Annotated in this window: 16 protein-coding genes and 1 riboswitch; of the genes, 12 read left to right on the forward strand and 4 right to left on the reverse strand. The window is 70.8% G+C overall.

Features of this window, described 5'->3' with window-relative positions; all coding sequences use genetic code 11:
* Positions 1-35 precede the first annotated feature (35 nt).
* A complete protein-coding gene (locus tag FGW31_RS25405; RefSeq protein WP_028422454.1) occupies positions 36-392 on the forward strand; it encodes an iron-sulfur cluster assembly accessory protein in 357 nt (118 codons plus the stop codon).
* A gap of 94 nt (positions 393-486) precedes the next feature.
* Here the strand turns inward: FGW31_RS25405 and FGW31_RS25410 are convergent, their stop codons facing one another.
* Positions 487-2,352 carry a hypothetical protein gene (locus tag FGW31_RS25410; protein ID WP_182674601.1) on the reverse strand — a complete coding sequence of 622 codons (1,866 nt, stop codon included), beginning with the start codon at positions 2,350-2,352 and terminating at the stop codon, positions 487-489.
* Positions 2,353-2,494: 142 nt separating this feature from the next.
* The gene (locus FGW31_RS25415; protein WP_142195837.1) at positions 2,495-2,704 is read right to left on the reverse strand and encodes a hypothetical protein; all 210 of its coding nucleotides are present in this window, start codon (positions 2,702-2,704) and stop codon (positions 2,495-2,497) included.
* A 129-nt stretch (positions 2,705-2,833) separates the two neighbouring features.
* Between FGW31_RS25415 and FGW31_RS25420 the strand changes: the two genes are divergently transcribed.
* Positions 2,834-3,808, forward strand: coding sequence for a carbohydrate kinase family protein (locus tag FGW31_RS25420; RefSeq protein ID WP_142195838.1), 975 nt, complete (start codon positions 2,834-2,836; stop codon positions 3,806-3,808).
* Positions 3,809-3,817: 9 nt separating this feature from the next.
* Here FGW31_RS25420 and FGW31_RS25425 read toward each other — a convergent pair whose 3' ends face one another.
* On the reverse strand, positions 3,818-5,206 hold the full coding sequence (locus FGW31_RS25425; RefSeq protein WP_142195839.1) for a cysteine desulfurase/sulfurtransferase TusA family protein: 1,389 nt from the start codon (positions 5,204-5,206) through the stop codon (positions 3,818-3,820).
* Between the two features lie 275 nt (positions 5,207-5,481).
* Between FGW31_RS25425 and ctaC the strand changes: the two genes are divergently transcribed.
* The 4 genes from ctaC to FGW31_RS25445 all read left to right on the forward strand — a co-directional run bounded on the left by ctaC (position 5,482) and on the right by FGW31_RS25445 (position 9,976).
* The gene (gene ctaC, locus FGW31_RS25430; protein WP_142195840.1) at positions 5,482-6,441 is read left to right on the forward strand and encodes an aa3-type cytochrome oxidase subunit II; all 960 of its coding nucleotides are present in this window, start codon (positions 5,482-5,484) and stop codon (positions 6,439-6,441) included.
* A complete protein-coding gene (ctaD, locus tag FGW31_RS25435; RefSeq protein WP_142195841.1) occupies positions 6,438-8,174 on the forward strand; it encodes an aa3-type cytochrome oxidase subunit I in 1,737 nt (578 codons plus the stop codon). The genes ctaC and ctaD overlap by 4 nt, the downstream gene beginning before the upstream one ends.
* The gene (locus FGW31_RS25440) at positions 8,171-8,569 is read left to right on the forward strand and encodes a cytochrome c oxidase subunit 4 (RefSeq protein WP_142195842.1); all 399 of its coding nucleotides are present in this window, start codon (positions 8,171-8,173) and stop codon (positions 8,567-8,569) included. The genes ctaD and FGW31_RS25440 overlap by 4 nt, the downstream gene beginning before the upstream one ends.
* A 129-nt stretch (positions 8,570-8,698) precedes the next feature.
* Complete coding sequence (locus FGW31_RS25445) at positions 8,699-9,976, forward strand: L,D-transpeptidase (protein ID WP_142195843.1); 1,278 nt, start codon at positions 8,699-8,701, stop codon at positions 9,974-9,976.
* Positions 9,977-10,053: 77 nt separating this feature from the next.
* Here FGW31_RS25445 and FGW31_RS25450 read toward each other — a convergent pair whose 3' ends face one another.
* The gene (locus FGW31_RS25450; RefSeq protein ID WP_142195844.1) at positions 10,054-10,455 is read right to left on the reverse strand and encodes a response regulator; all 402 of its coding nucleotides are present in this window, start codon (positions 10,453-10,455) and stop codon (positions 10,054-10,056) included.
* A 215-nt stretch (positions 10,456-10,670) separates the two neighbouring features.
* On the opposite strand from FGW31_RS25450, the gene ctaE reads away from it, so the two are divergent.
* From ctaE to FGW31_RS25480, 6 genes are all read left to right on the forward strand, one after another.
* Positions 10,671-11,282 carry an aa3-type cytochrome oxidase subunit III gene (gene ctaE / locus FGW31_RS25455; protein ID WP_142195845.1) on the forward strand — a complete coding sequence of 204 codons (612 nt, stop codon included), beginning with the start codon at positions 10,671-10,673 and terminating at the stop codon, positions 11,280-11,282.
* Positions 11,283-11,363: 81 nt separating this feature from the next.
* Entirely contained in the window at positions 11,364-12,176 is an 813-nt protein-coding gene (qcrC, locus tag FGW31_RS25460; RefSeq protein ID WP_142195846.1) for a cytochrome bc1 complex diheme cytochrome c subunit, read from the forward strand.
* On the forward strand, positions 12,173-13,231 hold the full coding sequence (gene qcrA / locus FGW31_RS25465; protein ID WP_142195847.1) for a cytochrome bc1 complex Rieske iron-sulfur subunit: 1,059 nt from the start codon (positions 12,173-12,175) through the stop codon (positions 13,229-13,231). Before qcrC ends, qcrA begins: the two co-directional genes overlap by 4 nt.
* A complete protein-coding gene (gene qcrB, locus FGW31_RS25470; protein ID WP_142195848.1) occupies positions 13,228-14,865 on the forward strand; it encodes a cytochrome bc1 complex cytochrome b subunit in 1,638 nt (545 codons plus the stop codon). Before qcrA ends, qcrB begins: the two co-directional genes overlap by 4 nt.
* A gap of 132 nt (positions 14,866-14,997) precedes the next feature.
* Positions 14,998-16,062, forward strand: coding sequence for an anthranilate phosphoribosyltransferase (gene trpD, locus FGW31_RS25475; RefSeq protein WP_142195849.1), 1,065 nt, complete (start codon positions 14,998-15,000; stop codon positions 16,060-16,062).
* A 75-nt stretch (positions 16,063-16,137) separates the two neighbouring features.
* Positions 16,138-16,254: riboswitch (SAM riboswitch) on the forward strand.
* Positions 16,255-16,434: 180 nt separating this feature from the next.
* Positions 16,435-17,808, forward strand: coding sequence for an aminotransferase class V-fold PLP-dependent enzyme (locus FGW31_RS25480; RefSeq protein WP_142195850.1), 1,374 nt, complete (start codon positions 16,435-16,437; stop codon positions 17,806-17,808).
* Positions 17,809-17,866 lie beyond the last annotated feature (58 nt).

Genomic DNA, 17,866 nt, shown 5'->3' on the forward strand with positions numbered 1-17,866 from the left:
GCAAGCAGTCTCCGTACAACCCGGGAGAGATGTAGATGTCCGTATCGGACGAGACCACCACCGTCACCGACGGCATCATCCTGACCGACGCCGCCGCGGCCAAGGTCAAGGCCCTGCTCGACCAGGAAGGCCGTGACGACCTCGCGCTGCGGGTCGCCGTCCAGCCCGGCGGCTGCTCCGGCCTGCGCTACCAGCTCTTCTTCGACGAGCGTTCGCTCGACGGTGACGTGGAGAAGGACTTCGGCGGCGTCAAGGTCGTCACCGACCGGATGAGCGCCCCGTACCTGGGCGGTGCCACCATCGACTTCGTCGACACCATCGAGAAGCAGGGCTTCACGATCGACAACCCGAACGCCACCGGCTCCTGCGCCTGCGGCGACTCCTTCAGCTGAGCCGGATTGCTTCCCGAGCCTTCTGAGCGCGCGCACGACGAAGGCGGCGGCCCCCTCCGCGGGGCCGCCGCCTTCGTCGTGCCGTCGCCCGGGACTACCGCGTGGGCGGCGCCGGCAGCCGCGCTCCGTCCTTGTGCAGCGGCACCGGCTCGCCCTGCCGGTCCACGACCTCGCGGTCACCGAGCGGCGCGTCCAGCCGCACCGTCTGCTGGTACTGCTTGGCGATCAGGATGCACACCTTGTCCGGCCAGGGCGTCTCGGTCACCCGCACCGTCACCCGGTCGCCGCTCTCGCTCGCCGTCGCCTCGTAGTCGGCGCACACACCGCCGGTGAAGGTCACGGTCAGCTCGTCGCCCTCGGCGGTGTAGCCCTCGACCTCCACCTCCCGGGCGGACGGCGCCGAGGTCGGCTGGTCACCGGGCCCGGACGGCGCCGGACTGGCCTCGCCGGACGGCTTGCCGGAGGCGACGAACTCCGGGTCCACGGCCGGATGCGTCACGGTGAGCGTGCCGCGCGCGTTCGCCGGGATCACCTCGAACAGCCAGGACGGCACCAGCGCCGGCCGGCCGTCCACGGAGTGCGAGGCCAGCCCGAACACCGCCTTCTCGACGGTGATCGTGTCCTGGGCCGGCCGGGTCTTCGCGGGCTCCTCGCAGGAGGCCGCCGGCTGCCCCTCGTCCAGCGGTACGGCGGTGGCGCAGCCGCCGATGCCGCCGCGCGGGTCGGCGTCCGGCGCCGCGTTCATCAGGTCCACCGCCTCGCGCGCGCTCACCACGGGATACGTGTCGCCCTTCACCGGCTCGGCGAGGCGTCCACTGCCGCCGACCACCTCGCCGCCGGCGCCGACGACCACTCCGGTCGTCCAGCCGTACGTCGGCAGCCCGCCGACCTGCGGATCGGCGTTCACCACCCGCTTGCCGCCCGTGACCTGGCCCGCGTCGAGCTTCGCGGTGTCCTGGCCCACCGCCTTCAGCACCGGCGCGGCGGCCTTCTTCGCGACGGACTCGCTCACCACCGCGGGACCGTTCGGCCGCACCGGGCACTTCTCGCCCTTGCAGTTGTCGCCGCCCGGCGCGTACCGGCTGAACGTCCAGGCGCCGGGCGCCTCCCGGTCCACCCGCAGCGTGGGCCCGGAACCGTCCTGGCCGCCGATCCGCCAGGACCCGCCCTCCAGCACCGGCTTCCCGTCCACGCCGAGCGCCTCCGCCAGCGCGGCCACCCGCTCCTGCGGGACCTGGCCCGACGCGCGGTACACCGGGGCCGAGCCGGGGCCGTCCGGGAGCGTGCCGTCGGCGCGGTAGGAGGCGCCGTACGGGTTGGGCTCACCGGGCGCGATGCCGTTCGGGGCGTCCTCGGAGTGGCCGTCGAGCGCGAGCGGCGGGGGAGTGGCGTCGCCGTTGGCGGCCGGGGCCGTACCGCCGTCGCCGCCGCCGGAGGCACTGGCGGCGAGATAGGCGCCGCCGCCCCCGACGAGCAGCACGGCCGCGGCGACGGAGGCGATCAGCGCGGGCGAACGCCGCCGGCCCTGCGCCGGGCCGTCCTCGTGGTCCTCACCCGGATGCCGTGCGTCGGCCCGGTGGGCCCCGACGACGGTCTCCGGCGCACCGGACTCCGGCCCGCCGCCGACTCCGGAGACGCCGGGCACGCCCTGGTCCTCGGAGGAACCGCGCCCACCCTCGGCTCCGGACGCGTCGGGCCCACCCTTGGCGTCGGAGGCGTCGGAGGTGGCGGCGTCCGCGCGCCGGGCGTCCGGCGCTTCCGCACCGGGCCCGGCGTCGGCGTCCGGTCCGGTCCCGGCCTCCGGCCGCTCCGTCTCAGCCTCGGCGCCGGCGGGCCGCCGGTCCCGGGGCTCCGGGGCACCCGTCCCGCCGTCGTCGCCCGCAGCGCCCCCGGTGCCGCGCGTGCCGCCGGCGGCGTCGCGCGCCTCGGCGTCGTCGTTGTCGGGTCGCTCGGTGTTCACCGCATCGCTCCTTCGGCTGCACAGCTGTCCCGGAAGACCCTTCCCGGCCGGGCCGGGACCGCTGGTGGGTCGTATCCCGCATCCCCTTTACGGGGGACAGCGATGGGACGCAGCGGGGGAGCGCGCGGTTCCCCTGGGCTCCTCAGTCGCCGTAGTCGGCCATGGCGTCCAGCAGCCGGGCCGACGCCACCGGCACGCGCACGCCGTGGATCAGCGAGGGGGAGACGGGCCGGGCGGCGGCACGGTCCGGGACGGTCCAGTGGGGAGCCATCCGGGCGCAGTCGCCCCGCAGCGACGCAAGGCCGCCCTCGAGGTCGGCCGGAACATGCAACTGCGACTCGCGGTTCGTCATGTCTGCACCGTATGCACGTCGAAGGTCACGAAGAAAGACCTACTATCGGGTAGTTCAGGTCGCTTCTGCGGGTCACCGGCACCCGGTAGCGTGAAGTGTCAACCCGCCTCCCTCAGGAGAATCCACGCCGTGCGCATCGCAGTCACCGGCTCCATCGCCACCGACCACCTCATGACCTTCCCCGGGCGCTTCGCCGACCAGTTCGTCGCGGACCAGCTGCACACGGTCTCGCTGTCCTTCCTGGTCGACAACCTCGACGTGCGCCGCGGCGGCGTGGGCGCGAACATCGCCTTCGGGATGGGCCAGCTCGGCACCCGCCCCGTCCTCGTCGGAGCCGCCGGCTTCGACTTCGACGAGTACCGGGCCTGGCTGGACCGGCACGGCGTCGACACCGAGTCCGTCCGCATCTCCGACACCCTGCACACCGCCCGCTTCGTGTGCACCACGGACTCCGACCACAACCAGATCGGCTCCTTCTACACGGGCGCGATGAGCGAGGCCCGGCTGATCGAGCTGAAGACCGTCGCCGACCGCGTGGGCGGCCTCGACCTGGTCTCCATCGGCGCCGACGACCCGGAGGCGATGCTGCGCCACACCGAGGAGTGCCGCTCCCGGGGCATCCCGTTCGCCGCCGACTTCTCCCAGCAGATCGCCCGCATGGACGGCGAGGAGATCCGCATACTGCTGGACGGGGCGACCTACCTCTTCTCCAACGAGTACGAGAAGGGGCTCATCGAGACCAAGACCGGCTGGACCGACGCGGAGATCCTCGGCCGGGTCGGCCACCGCGTCACCACCCTCGGCGCGCGCGGCGTGCGCATCGAGCGGGCCGGCGAGGACACCATCGAGGTCGGCTGCCCCGACGAGGAGCGCAAGGCCGACCCGACCGGCGTCGGCGACGCCTTCCGCGCCGGCTTCCTGTCCGGCCTCGCCTGGGGCGTCTGTCTGGAGCGCGCGGCGCAGGTCGGCTGCATGCTGGCGACCCTCGTCATCGAGACGGTCGGCACGCAGGAGTACCAGCTGCGCCGCGCCCACTTCATGGAGCGCTTCACCAAGGCGTACGGCGACGAGGCCGCGGCCGAGGTGCAGGAACACCTCGTCTGAGCCGGAGCGTCAGGAGACCCGGCGGACCAGGTAGGCCGTCCCCCGCTCCGCCGGCTCCTCGCCCACGTACTCCTGACCGCGCATCTCGCACCACGCCGGGATGTCGAGCCGGGCCGCCTCGTCGTCCGACAGGACCCGGACCGTGCCGCCCACCGGCACCTGGCCGAACACCTTGGCCAGCTCGATCACCGGGATCGGACAGCGCCGGCCCAGCGCGTCGACCACCAGGGCCTCCTGCTCGTCCGGCACCGGCACGTCCCCGGCCCGCACCGGCGCGCCCAGCTTCTCCCGCACGCCCGCCACCACCTCCGGCAGCACGGCCAGGAACCGCTCGACGTCCTCCTCCCGCGTCCCCGGCGGCAGCGAGAGACGGACGTTGCCCTCGCTGAGCACGCCCATCGCCTTCAGTACGTGGCTCGGCGTCAGCGTGCTGCTGGTGCAGGACGAACCGGAGGAGACGGAGAAGTCCGCGCGGTCCAGCTCGTGCAGCAGAGTCTCCCCGTCGACATAGAGACACGAGAAGGTGACGATCCCCGGCAGCCGCCGCTGCGGATCGCCGACCACCTCCACGTCCGGCACCAGCCGCGGCACCCGCGCCCGGATCCGCTCCGTCAACTCCCGCAGCCGGACGTCCTCCTCGGCCGCCTCGGCCCGCACCGCCCGCAACGACGCCGCCGCGGCCACGATCGCCGGCAGGTTCTCGAACCCGGCCGCCCGGCCCGACTCCCGCTCGTCCCGGGGCCCCTGCGGCGCGAACCGCACCCCCTTGCGCACGACCAGCAGCCCCACCCCCGACGGCCCGCCCCACTTGTGCGCGCTCGCCGCGAGCAGCGACCAGTCGCCGTCGACCGGACCCCAGCCCAGCGACTGGGCCGCGTCCACCAGCAGCGGCACCCCCGCCGCCCGGCACACCTCGGCCACCTCCGCCACCGGCTGCACGGTCCCCACCTCGTGGTTGGCCGACTGCAGACAGGCCAGCGCCGTGTCCGGCCGCAGCGCCTCGGCGTACGCCCGCGCGCTCACCGCACCCGCGCGGTCCACCGCGACCTGCGTGACCGTCCCGCCGTCCGCCTCGTGCGCGTCAGCCGCATGGAGTACGGAGGAGTGTTCGACCGCGGACACGATCAGGTGACGTCCCGTCCGCCGCCGCCCCGCCAGCGCCCCGGCGATCCCGGAGTGCACCGCCCGGGTCCCGGACGAGGTGAACACCAGCTCGTCCGGCCGGCATCCCACGGCCTCCGCGGCCGCCTCGCGCGCCGCGTCCAGCAGCAGCCGCGCCCGCCGTCCCTCCCGGTACAGCCGCGCCGGATCCGCCCACCCCTCGTCGAGCGCGGCCGTCAGGGCCTGGCGGGCAACGGGATGGAGGGGAGCGGCCGAAGCGGCGTCGAAGTAGGACACACCTCAACGCTAAGCGCCCCGACGGGACGCGGAAAACCGCGCGGCCGACCACGCCGGAACGGCGGCCGCGGGACGCCCCGCACCCCCGGTGATGAGGCGCCCGGTGTAACCCGCGGCGCGTACGGCACCCCTCCCCGCGACCCCCCGGAAGGCGTCGGCTAGGGTTTGGTCCGCATAAACATCCAAACCCCTGCCCGACGCAGGGCGGCGACCGACCAGCGAGAAGGCCAGGCCGCAGCCGTACAGCGCGGGCGAGACTCTCGGGAAGGCGCTACGTGAGTCCCAACGGCTCCGACCGCTCGCCGCGGCGCCCGATGCGGCGGAAGCTGCTGCAGGCACTGACCGCGGGCCTGGTCCTGGCGACCGCCACCGGTTGCACATGGGAGGACTTCCCCCGCCTTGGTATGCCCACCCCCACCACGGAAGAGGCTCCGCGGATCCTCTCCCTGTGGCAGGGATCCTGGGCTGCCGCGCTCGCCGTCGGCGTGCTGGTGTGGGGCCTGATCCTGTGGAGTGCTTTCTTCCACCGGCGCAGCCGCACCAAGGTCGAGGTACCTCCGCAGACCCGGTACAACATGCCCATCGAGGCGCTGTACACGGTGGTTCCGCTCATCATCGTCTCGGTGTTCTTCTACTTCACCGCACGCGACGAGTCCGAGCTGCTGAAGCTCGAGAAGAAGCCCGACGTCACGGTCAACGTGGTCGGCTTCCAGTGGAGCTGGTGCTTCAACTACGTCGAGAACGTGGACGGTTCCACGGGTGACGCCAAGCAGGCCAAGGAACTGGAGGCGATCCCGGACCGGTACAAGGAGGCCTTCCCGGCCGACGCCGGCGGTGTCTACGACTGCGGTGTCCCCGGTACCCGGAACCCGCAGACCAACAACCCGGGTCCCACCCTGTGGCTGCCCGAGGGCAAGCGGGTCCGCTTCGTGCTGACCTCGCGCGACGTCATCCACTCCTTCTGGGTGGTGCCGTTCCTGATGAAGCAGGACGTCATCCCGGGCCACACCAACGCCTTCGAGGTGACCCCCAACCGTGAGGGCACCTTCCTGGGCAAGTGCGCCGAGCTCTGCGGCGTCGACCACTCCCGGATGCTGTTCAACGTGAAGGTCGTCTCCCCCGAGCGCTACGAGCAGCACCTCAAGGACCTCGCGAAGAAGGGGCAGACCGGTTACGTTCCCGCCGGCATCGCGCAGACGAGCCACGAGAAGAACCGGGAGACGAACAACCTGTGAGCATCCTCAACGAACCCCAGGGTGCCGCGGCAGCTGAGGACTCGTACGAGAACGAGCTGCCGGTACGGCGCAAGCAACCCGGCAACGTCGTGGTCAAGTGGCTGACGACCACGGACCACAAGACGATCGGCACGCTCTACTTGGTGACGTCGTTCGCGTTCTTCTGCATCGGCGGTGTCATGGCTCTGGTCATGCGCGCCGAGCTGGCCCGGCCGGGCCTGCAGATCATGTCGAACGAGCAGTTCAACCAGGCGTTCACGATGCACGGCACGATCATGCTGCTGATGTTCGCGACGCCGCTGTTCGCCGGTTTCGCCAACTGGATCATGCCGCTGCAGATCGGCGCGCCCGACGTGGCGTTCCCGCGGCTGAACATGTTCGCCTACTGGCTGTACCTGTTCGGCTCGCTGATCGCGGTCGGTGGCTTCCTCACCCCGGACGGCGCGGCCGACTTCGGCTGGTTCGCCTACTCCCCGCTGTCGGACGCGGTCCGCTCGCCGGGCATCGGCGCCGACATGTGGATCATGGGTCTGGCCTTCTCCGGCTTCGGCACGATCCTCGGCTCGGTCAACTTCATCACCACGATCATCTGCATGCGCGCTCCCGGCATGACGATGTTCCGCATGCCGATCTTCACCTGGAACGTGCTGCTGACCGGTGTGCTGGTCCTGCTCGCCTTCCCGGTCCTCGCCGCGGCACTGTTCGCCCTGGAGGCGGACCGCAAGTTCGGCAGCCACATCTTCGACTCGGCCAACGGAGGGGCGCTGCTGTGGCAGCACCTGTTCTGGTTCTTCGGCCACCCCGAGGTGTACATCATCGCGCTGCCGTTCTTCGGCATCATCAGTGAGATCATCCCGGTCTTCTCCCGCAAGCCGATGTTCGGCTACATGGGCCTGATCGGCGCGACGATCGCGATCGCGGGTCTGTCCGTGACGGTGTGGGCGCACCACATGTACGTCACCGGCGGCGTGCTGCTGCCGTTCTTCTCCTTCATGACCTTCCTGATCGCGGTCCCGACCGGTGTGAAGTTCTTCAACTGGATCGGCACCATGTGGAAGGGCAGCCTGTCCTTCGAGACGCCGATGCTGTGGTCGCTGGGCTTCCTGATCACCTTCACCTTCGGTGGTCTGACCGGCGTCATCCTGGCCTCGCCGCCGCTGGACTTCCACGTCTCCGACAGCTACTTCGTGGTGGCGCACTTCCACTACGTGGTGTTCGGCACCGTGGTCTTCGCGATGTTCGCCGGCTTCCACTTCTGGTGGCCGAAGTTCACCGGCAAGCTGCTCGACGAGCGCCTCGGCAAGATCACGTTCTGGACGCTGTTCATCGGCTTCCACGGCACCTTCCTGGTCCAGCACTGGCTGGGCGCCGAGGGCATGCCGCGCCGGTACGCGGACTACCTCGCGGCCGACGGCTTCACCGCGCTGAACACCGTCTCCACGATCGCCTCGTTCCTGCTCGGCCTGTCGGTCCTGCCGTTCTTCTACAACATCTGGAAGACGGCCAAGTACGGCAAGCCGGTCACCGTCGACGACCCGTGGGGCTACGGCCGCTCCCTGGAGTGGGCGACCTCCTGCCCGCCGCCGCGGCACAACTTCCTCACCCTGCCGCGGATCCGCAGTGAATCCCCGGCGTTCGACCTGCACCACCCGGAGATCGCCGCGCTCGACGAGCTCGAGAACGCCGGTCACGGCGAGAAGGCCCTCGCTGGGGGCAAGGAGGCCGGCAAGTGAAGATCCAGGGCAAGATGTTCATGTGGCTGAGCGTCTTCCTCCTCGCCATGGCGGTCGTCTATGGCGTGTGGTCGAAGGAGCCGGCCGGCACCACCGCCCTCTTCCTGGCCTTCGGCCTGAGCATCATGATCGGCTTCTACCTCGGCTTCACGGCCAAGCGGGTCGACGTGGGCGCTCAGGACAACAAGGAGGCGGACGTCGCCGACGACGCCGGCGAGGTCGGGTTCTTCAGCCCGCACAGCTGGCAGCCGCTCTCCCTGGCCGTGGGTGGCGCCCTGGCCTTCATGGCCGTGGCGATCGGCTGGTGGCTGATGTACTTCTCGGCGCCGCTGCTCCTGGTCGGCATCTGGGGCTGGGTCTTCGAGTACTACCGCGGTGAGAACCGCACCCAGTAACACGCCGCACGGCACTTCGGGGCCCGGACACTCCGTCAGGAGCGTCCGGGCCCCGCTTTTGCCGTACGTCCCTCACCCGTTCGGGCCGTCCGGCAAGCCGGAGGCCGCGCGGCTTCCTAGCGTGAGGCCATGAGACACACCAGGTCCCCTCGTGGCGCGGGCGCCGGCCGGAGCCGCGCCGCCGGCTGCACACTGCTGGTGCTCGCCCTCGGGGCGGGCGTCACGGGCTGCTCCTCCGAGGGCAACCCGCTCTCCGCCGAGCCGTACGACGCGGCGGACCGGATCTCCTTCACCGGAGCCGTCGGCGACGGCCGGAAGGCCGACCCCGACAAGCCCCTGGAGGTCGTCGCCGAGGACGCCGACGGGCGCATCACGGACGTCACCGCCAGGGACGCCGCGGGCCGCTACGTGGCGGGCGAACTGGCCGCCGACGGCAGCCGCTGGCACAGCACCTCCCCGCTGGCCGCCGACGCCCAGTACACGGTCCGGGTGAGCACCGAGGACGAGGACGGCGCACCCGGCCGCAAGGTCCTCACCTTCACCACCGGCAGGCCCTCCAGCACCAAGCACCTGGCCGTCACCTTCGGGCCCGAGGCGGGCACCTACGGGGTCGGCCAGCCCGTCACGGCCGAGCTGAACGCCCCCGTGCGGGACCCCGCCCAGCGGGCCGTCGTGGAGCGCGCCCTGAAGGTCGAGTCCACGCCCGCCGTGACCGGCGCCTGGCACTGGGTGGACGACAAGAAGCTGCACTACCGCCCGAAGGACTACTGGCCGGCCCACGCCACCGTCAACGTGCGCAGCACCCTGGAGGGCCTCAAGATCGGCGACCGGCTCCGCGGCGGCGCGGCCGAGCCCCTGACCCTGCGCATCGGTGACCGGGTGATAGCCGTCACCGACGCCGCCACGCACCAGCTGACGGTGTACAAGAACGGCGAGGCGGTCAAGCAGATCCCCGTCACCACCGGCAAGCCCGGCTTCGAGACCCGCAACGGCGTCAAGGTCGTCCTCGCCAAGGAACGCTTCGTACGCATGCGCAGCACCACCGTCGGCATCGCCGAGGGCTCGGCCGAGTCGTACGACCTGGACGTGCACTTCGCCACCCGGGTCACCTGGAGCGGCGAGTACGTGCACGCCGCCCCCTGGTCCGTCGGCTCCCAGGGCTACGCCAACGTCAGCCACGGCTGCGTCGGCATGAACACCGCCAACGCCGAGTGGTTCTTCGACACCGTCCGCGAGGGCGACCTGGTCGAGGTCGTGAACTCGGCCGGCGACACGATGGAGCCCTTCGGCAACGGCTACGGCGACTGGAACCTGGACTGGACCAGGTGGCAGGCGGGCAGCGCCCTGACCACCGGCACGGCCCCGGGCCGCCAGGAAACGGCCCGCCTCAGGCCGACGACGGTGTGACCCCGGGGACGCGAGGCCGCGGCGCCGCGCGGGCGCGACGAGCCCGACGGACCCGCGCCACCCCGCGCGGCGGGCCCTCAGGCGCTCTGCAGGGCCTTCTGCCGCAGCAGGGCCGCCAGCGCCGAGGCGAACTCCACCGGCTCCACCGGCAGGGTCACCGCGGACTCCGCGCGGCTCCACGTCGCCAGCCACGCGTCCTGCGGACGCGCGATCAGCAGCAGCACCGGAGGGCAGTGGAAGATCTCGTCCTTGATCTGCCGGCACATCCCCATGCCGCCCATCGGCACGGCCTCGCCGTCCAGCACACAGACGTCGATGCCGCCCCGGTCCAGCTCCGCGAGCACGGCCGCGGGCGTCGCGCATTCCACGAACTCGACGACGGGCACGTCCGGCGCCGGCCGCCGCCCCGTCGCGAGCCGCACCTGCTCCCGGGTGTTGGCGTCGTCGCTGTAGACCAGCACCGTGGCGGTCGCCTGCATTGTTCCTCCACGCGTAAGAGAGAGGGCATGGCTCGGTCGGGAACTTCGGGTACCGATGGCGCGGATGCTACCCCTTCGGACCGCTTGTCAACACTGGTTCGGACACGGCTTCGAAGGACCGCCCGGTGGGCCATCCGGGCAGTACAGGACGGGCGAACACACCGAACGGCACCCCCGGGAGTGAGGGCGGGATAAGCGACCGACATAATGTCGGCGTGGCGACAGCAACGACAGTAGATACCGGGCACGCGCACCCGTCGGTCAACCGGCCGAACCTCACCAGCGTCGGAACCATCATCTGGCTGAGTTCCGAGCTGATGTTCTTCGCGGCCCTCTTCGCGATGTACTTCACCCTGCGATCGGTGACCGGTCCGGAGTTCTGGGCCGAGAAGGCCGACACCCTGAACTTCCCGTTCTCGGCGACGAACACCACGATCCTGGTGCTCTCCTCGCTCACCTGCCAGCTCGGCGTCTTCGCCGCCGAGCGCGGTGACGTGAAGAAGCTCCGGATGTGGTTCATCGTCACCTTCATCATGGGTGCGATCTTCATCGGCGGTCAGGTCTTCGAGTACACCGAGCTGGTCAAGCACGAGGGCCTGTCCCTCTCCTCCGACCCGTACGGCTCGGTCTTCTACCTGACCACCGGCTTCCACGGCCTGCACGTGACGGGCGGTCTCATCGCCTTCCTGCTGGTCCTGGGCCGGACCTACGCCGCCCGGAGGTTCACCCACGAGCAGGCGACCGCGGCCATCGTCGTGTCCTACTACTGGCACTTCGTCGATGTCGTCTGGATCGGCCTCTTCGCCACGATCTACATGATCAAGTAGCCGGGCCCACATCCGCGCGCGCTCGAAGGAGCGCACCCAACAGAAGCATCGACGCAGAAGATCCTGACACCGGGGTAATCCGTGAAAAAGCTCTCCGCACGACGACGCCACCCGCTGGCGGCGCTCGTCGTCCTACTCCTCGCGCTGGCATGCACCGGGGGGCTGTACGCCGTGTTCTCACCCGCGGACAAGGCGCAGGCCGACGAAACCGCCCAGTCCCTCACCATCGAGGAGGGCAAGAAGCTCTACTCGGTCGGCTGCGCCAGCTGCCACGGCACCGGAGGTCAGGGCACGTCCGACGGCCCGAGCCTGGTGGGCGTGGGCGCCGCGGCCGTCGACTTCCAGGTGAGCACCGGCCGCATGCCGGCCGCCACCTCGCAGGGCGCGCAGGTCCCGCGCAAGAAGGCCGTCTACAGCCAGGCCGAGATCGACCAGCTGGCGGCGTACATCGCCTCCCTGGGCGCCGGCCCGGCCGTCCCCACCAAGGAGCAGTACGGCCCCGAGGGTGCCGACATCGCCAAGGGCGGTGAGCTGTTCCGCAACAACTGCGCCCAGTGCCACAACTTCACGGGCAAGGGCGGTGCGCTCACGCACGGCAAGTACGCCCCGACCCTTGAGGACGTCGCTCCCAAGCACATCTACGAGGCCATGCTCACCGGCCCGCAGAACATGCCCTCCTTCCCCGACAGCACGCTGTCGGAGCAGAACAAGAAGGACATCATCGCGTACCTGGGCGAGGTCAACGGCGAGGAGACCGAGAGCCCCGGCGGCCTGGAGCTGGGCGGTCTCGGCCCGGTCTCCGAGGGTCTGTTCGCGTGGGTCTTCGGACTCGGCGCGCTGATCGCGCTCGCCGTCTGGGTCGCCGCTCGGACCGCAAAGGCCAAGAAGTCATGAGTAGCCAAGACATTCCCGAAGAGAACCTGCCCGCTGAGCAGGACACCCCGCACGGCGCGGTGAAGGTCGCGGACGAGGCGCACCCGTTCGCCGACCCGGGCCTGCCGCCCCACGAGCACCGGATCCAGGACATCGACGAGCGGGCCGCCAAGCGGTCCGAGCGCACGGTCGCCCTGCTGTTCACGGTGTCGATGCTGGCCACCATCGGCTTCATCGCCTCGTACGTGACCATCCCGGTCGACCGGTCGGTCTACATCTTCCCGATCGGTCACATCAGCGCGCTGAACTTCGCGCTCGGCATGACCCTCGGGCTCGCCCTGTTCTGCATCGGCGCCGGCGCGGTCCACTGGGCCCGCACGCTGATGTCGGACCACGAGATCGCCGACGAGCGTCACCCGATCGAGGCCCCCCCGGAGGTCAAGGCCAAGGTCCTGGACGACTTCCGGCAGGGTGCCAAGGAGTCGGCGCTCGGCCGTCGCAAGCTGATCCGCAACACGATGTTCGGCGCGCTCGCCCTGTTCCCGCTCTCCGGCGTGGTGCTGCTGCGTGACCTCGGGCCGCTGCCCGGCACCAAGCTGCGCCACACCATGTGGTCCAAGGGCAAGCTGCTCGTCAACATGAACACGAACGAGCCGCTGCGGCCGTCCGACATCATCGTGGGCTCGCTGACCTTCGCCAAGCCCGAGGGCCTGGAGGAGCACGACCACGGCTTCCAGACCGAGATCGCCAAGGCCGCCCTGATGCTGGTCCGCATCCAGCCGGACGACATCAAGGACAAGCGGTCGCTCGAGTGGTCGCACGAGGGTATCCTCGCCTACTCGAAGATCTGCACCCACGTCGGTTGCCCGATCTCCCTGTACGAGCAGCAGACGCACCACGCGCTGTGCCCCTGCCACCAGTCCACCTTCGACCTCGCCGACGGTGCCCGGGTGATCTTCGGCCCCGCCGGTCACGCCCTGCCGCAGCTGCGCATCGACGTGAACGAAGACGGCTACCTCGAAGCGCTCGGCGACTTCGACGAGCCCGTCGGTCCTGCCTTCTGGGAGCGCGGATGAGTACCAACACCAGCACCGAGTCCCGCTCGCGCGGGAAGGCGCCGGCCGGCGAGCGCGTGGCCGACTGGGCCGACGGCCGGCTGGGGATCTACTCCCTGGCCAAGGCCAACATGCGCAAGATCTTCCCCGACCACTGGTCGTTCATGCTGGGTGAGGTCTGCCTCTACAGCTTCCTCATCATCATCCTCACGGGTGTGTACCTGACGCTGTTCTTCCACCCGTCGATGAACGAGGTGGAGTACCACGGCTCCTACGTCCCGCTGCAGGGACAGCTGATGAGCGAGGCCTACAAGTCGACGCTGGACATCAGCTTCGACGTCCGTGGCGGTCTGCTGATCCGGCAGATCCACCACTGGGCCGCGCTGGTCTTCCTGGCCGGCATGTTCGTGCACATGATGCGCGTGTTCTTCACCGGCGCGTTCCGCAAGCCGCGTGAGATCAACTGGCTGTTCGGCTTCCTGCTGTTCGTCCTGGGCATGTTCACCGGTTTCACCGGCTACTCGCTCCCGGACGACCTGCTCTCCGGCACCGGTATCCGCTTCATGGAGGGCGCGATCCTGTCCGTGCCGATCGTCGGCACGTACATCTCGTTCTTCCTCTTCGGCGGCGAGTTCCCCGGCGACGACTTCGTGGCCCGGTTCTTCTCGATCCACGTCCTGCTGCTGCCGGGCATCATGCTCGGCCTCGTGGTGGCCCACCTGATCCTGGTCTTCTACCACAAGCACACGCAGTTCGCGGGCCCCGGCAAGACCAACAACAACGTCGTGGGCATGCCGCTGCTGCCGGTGTACATGGCCAAGGCCGGAGGCTTCTTCTTCCTGGTCTTCGGTGTGCTCGCCGCCGTCTCGGCGATCGCCACGATCAACCCGATCTGGGCGCTCGGCCCGTACCGGCCGGACATGGTCTCCACCGGCGCCCAGCCCGACTGGTACATGGGCTTCTCCGAGGGCCTGATCCGTGTCATGCCGGGCTGGGAGATCAACTTCTGGGGTCACACGCTCGTCCTGGGCGTGTTCATCCCGCTGCTGATCTTCCCGCTGGTCCTGGTCGCCATCGCGGTGTACCCGTTCATCGAGTCCTGGGTCACCGGCGACAAGCGCGAGCACCACATCCTGGACCGCCCGCGCAACGCCCCGACCCGCACCGCCTTCGGCGTCGCCTGGATCACGCTGTACTTCGTGCTCCTGGTCGGTGGTGGCAACGACATCTGGGCCACGCACTTCCACCTGTCGATCAACGCCATCACCTGGTTCGTGCGCATCGCGTTCTTCGCCGCGCCGGTCCTGGCGTTCATCGTCACCAAGCGGATCTGCCTCGGCCTGCAGCGCCGGGACAAGGAGAAGGTGCTGCACGGCCGCGAGTCGGGCATCATCAAGCGCCTGCCGCACGGTGAGTTCATCGAGGTCCACGAGCCGCTCAGCCAGGAGCAGCTGCACACCCTCACCGCGCACGAGCAGTACAAGCCGTTCGAGATCGGCCCGACGGTCGACGAGAACGGTGTCGAGCGCAAGGTGAAGATGAGCGAGAAGCTGCGCGCCAAGCTCAGCAAGGGCTACTACGGCGAGGACGCGCAGGTCGCCAAGCCCACCGTCGAGGAGTACAAGGAGATCACGAGCGGCCACGGCCACCACTGATCCCGACCGCTTCACCGAAGTCGCCACACGACGGCGAAGGGCCCCCGTCCGATCTGCGGACGGGGGCCCTTCGCCGTCCCCGGACCTGGATAGGGTGGGTGCGGAGTACCCCTACGACCATCAGGAGCGGCCATGAGCGCTGTGACCCCCGCTGGAGGCGACAACGCGGCGGGCCGCTCCTGGCCCGCCCTGCTGAACGGTCTGCTGGACGGCCGGAACCTGTCCGCCGACGACACCGCCTGGGCGATGGACCTGATCATGCGCGGCGAGGCGACCGACGCGCAGATCGCCGGGTTCGCGGTGTCCCTGCGGGCCAAGGGCGAGACCGTCGAGGAGATCTCCGGCTGCGTACGGGCGCTGTACGACCACGCCAACGTGATCGAGGTGCCCGGGGCCACCGTCGACATCGTCGGCACCGGCGGGGACGGCGCGAAGACGGTGAACATCTCCACCATGTCGTCGATCGTCGTGGCCGGCACCGGCGCGAAGGTCGTCAAGCACGGCAACCGGGCCGCGTCCTCGGCGTCCGGTGCCTCCGACGTCCTGGAGAAGCTCGGCGTCAACCTGGAGCTGACCCCGCGGCGGGTCGCCGAGGTCGCCGAGGAGGCCGGGATCACCTTCTGCTTCGCGGTGAAGTTCCACCCGGCGTTGCGGCACGTGGCCGCGGCGCGGGGCCAGCTGGGCATCCGCACCGTGTTCAACTTCCTCGGCCCGCTCGCCAATCCGGCCCGGGTGCGGGCCCAGGCGGTCGGTGTCGCCGACCCGCGGATGGCGCCGATCATGGCGGGCGTCTTCGCCGAGCGCGGCCACTCCTCGCTGGTGTTCCGCGGCGACGACGGCCTGGACGAGCTGACCACCACCGCCACCTCCCGCGTGTGGGTGGTCCGGGACGGCACGGTCGAGGAGCAGACCTTCGACCCGCGCGACGTCGGGATCGAGCTGGTGCCCGTGGAGGCCCTGCGCGGCGCCGACGCCTCCTACAACGCCGAGGTCGCCCGGCGGCTGCTGGACGGCGAGCCGGGTCCGGTGCGGGACGCCGTGCTCCTGAACTCGGCGGCGGCGCTGGTGGCGCTGGAGCCGGGAAGCGGCACGCTCACGGAGCAGATCCGCGCCGGCATGGCGAAGGCCGCCGAGTCGATCGACTCGGGGGCCGCCAAGCGGGTCCTGGAGCGCTGGGTGACCGTCAGCAACGCCTGACCGGGCACCGGTGGATGTCCCGCGATCCGGACACGGGTTGCGGGGCATCGATCATTTCGCGTACGTTCCTGCACAGGTCATGAGCGACAGTCATCAGGCCCCGGCCGACTGTCCGGCAACCCTCCGTCCGTGGCGGGGTGCCCCGGGTGAAGACCAGGCCGTGGGCAGCAGGGCTCACGGCAAGCGCGGACCCCTCGCACGCTGTCACAGTGTGGGGCCAGGGGTCCTGGTCGTTCGAGGGAGCCTTCCGTGAGCAAGCGAATGCGTTAGGGCCGCCGAGCCCCGCCTCCGCACACCCCTTTCCCTTCACCGTCCGCGCTCGAGCGATCCGTGCTCGCGCGGGGGTTCCGCCTGCTCTCCGGGAGTTCCGCCATGTCCGTGCCCACCGCTGCCGCCGACCAGTCCGTTTGTGCCCCGCTGCCCGTTCTGGGGCGGGATGTCACCGTTCCGCTCGTCACCGGTGGCGAGGTCACCTACGCCGCCCTCGACTACGCGGCCAGCGCGCCCGCGCTCCAGCGCGTCTGGGACGACGTGGCCGCCTACGCGCCGTACTACGGCAGCGTCCACCGGGGCGCCGGATACCTCTCGCAGCTCTCCACCGACCTGTTCGAGAACGCCCGCCGGACCGTCGCCGAGTTCCTCGACTGCCGTACCGGCGACCAGGTGGTCTTCACCCGGTCCACCACCGACTCGCTGAACCTGCTCGCCGCCGCGCTGCCCGACGGCTGCGAGGTCTTCGTCTTCGAGACCGAGCACCACGCCTCGCTGCTGCCGTGGCGCGACGCCCGGGTCACCTACCTCGACGCCCCGGACAGCCCGCGGCGGGCCGTGGAGACCCTGGAGCACGCCCTCGCCGGCCGCGACCCCCACGGACCCGCCCTGGTCTGCGTCACCGGCGCATCCAACGTCACCGGCGAGCTGTGGCCGGTACGCGAACTGGCCGCCGCCGCCCACGCGCACGGCGCCCGGATCGTCCTCGACGCCGCCCAGCTCGCCCCGCACCACCCGGTGAGCGTCCGCGACCTCGACGTCGACTGGGTGGCGTTCAGCGGGCACAAGCTGTACGCGCCGTTCGGCTCCGGTGTGCTGGCCGGCCGCTCCGACTGGCTGCGGGAGGCCGAGCCCTACCTCGCGGGCGGCGGCGCCAGCCGCAGGGTCGGCCGGCGCGCGGACGGGGGAGTGGACGTGGAGTGGCACGACAGCGCCGCCCGCCACGAGGCCGGCTCGCCCAACGTCATCGGCGCCTACGCCGTCGCCTCCGCCTGCAAGGCGCTCACCGAGGCCGGGTTCGACACCCTGATCGCCCGCGAGGAGCAGCTGATCCGCACGGTGCGCGAAGGGCTCGCGGACGTTCCCGAGGTGCGGTTCCTGTCGCTGTTCGGGGACGACGCCCCGCGCGTGGGCGTGCTCTCCTTCGTCGTCGAGGGCTGGAACAGCTCCCACTTCGCCGCCGCGCTCTCCGCCGAGTACGGCATCGGCGTACGGGACGGGCTGTTCTGCGCGCACCCGCTGGTGCGCACGCTGCTCGGCAGCGACCCGCAGTCCCAGGGCGAGTGCGGGGCCCCCGAGGCGGCGCCCGGCGAGAAGTCCCTCAACGCCATCCGGGTCAGCTTCGGCGCGGGCACGCCGGACGAGCACGTGGAGCGGTTCGTGCGGGCGGTGCGGGAGCTGGTGCGGGACGGGGCGCGGTGGAGCTACCGCACCGAGGACGGCCGCTGCGTGCCGGACACGTCCGACCGGGCCTGAGTCCCGGCCGACCTTCCCGTCCCCGGGGGCTGCCGGCCCCGGACCCCCGCTGCGGCCC

This window comes from Streptomyces calvus, from assembly GCF_006782915.1.
Taxonomy (GTDB): Bacteria; Actinomycetota; Actinomycetes; order Streptomycetales; family Streptomycetaceae; genus Streptomyces; species Streptomyces calvus.

What these genes read in the sequence shown, in the direction of transcription:
- qcrB (WP_142195848.1), top strand. Translation starts at nt 13,228, where the DNA reads ATGAGTACCAACACCAGCACCGAGTCCCGCTCGCGCGGGAAGGCGCCG.
- FGW31_RS25450 (WP_142195844.1), bottom strand. Translation starts at nt 10,455, where the DNA reads ATGCAGGCGACCGCCACGGTGCTGGTCTACAGCGACGACGCCAACACC.
- FGW31_RS25445 (WP_142195843.1), top strand. Translation starts at nt 8,699, where the DNA reads ATGAGACACACCAGGTCCCCTCGTGGCGCGGGCGCCGGCCGGAGCCGC.
- qcrA (WP_142195847.1), top strand. Translation starts at nt 12,173, where the DNA reads ATGAGTAGCCAAGACATTCCCGAAGAGAACCTGCCCGCTGAGCAGGAC.
- FGW31_RS25405 (WP_028422454.1), top strand. Translation starts at nt 36, where the DNA reads ATGTCCGTATCGGACGAGACCACCACCGTCACCGACGGCATCATCCTG.
- trpD (WP_142195849.1), top strand. Translation starts at nt 14,998, where the DNA reads ATGAGCGCTGTGACCCCCGCTGGAGGCGACAACGCGGCGGGCCGCTCC.
- FGW31_RS25415 (WP_142195837.1), bottom strand. Translation starts at nt 2,704, where the DNA reads ATGACGAACCGCGAGTCGCAGTTGCATGTTCCGGCCGACCTCGAGGGC.
- FGW31_RS25480 (WP_142195850.1), top strand. Translation starts at nt 16,435, where the DNA reads ATGTCCGTGCCCACCGCTGCCGCCGACCAGTCCGTTTGTGCCCCGCTG.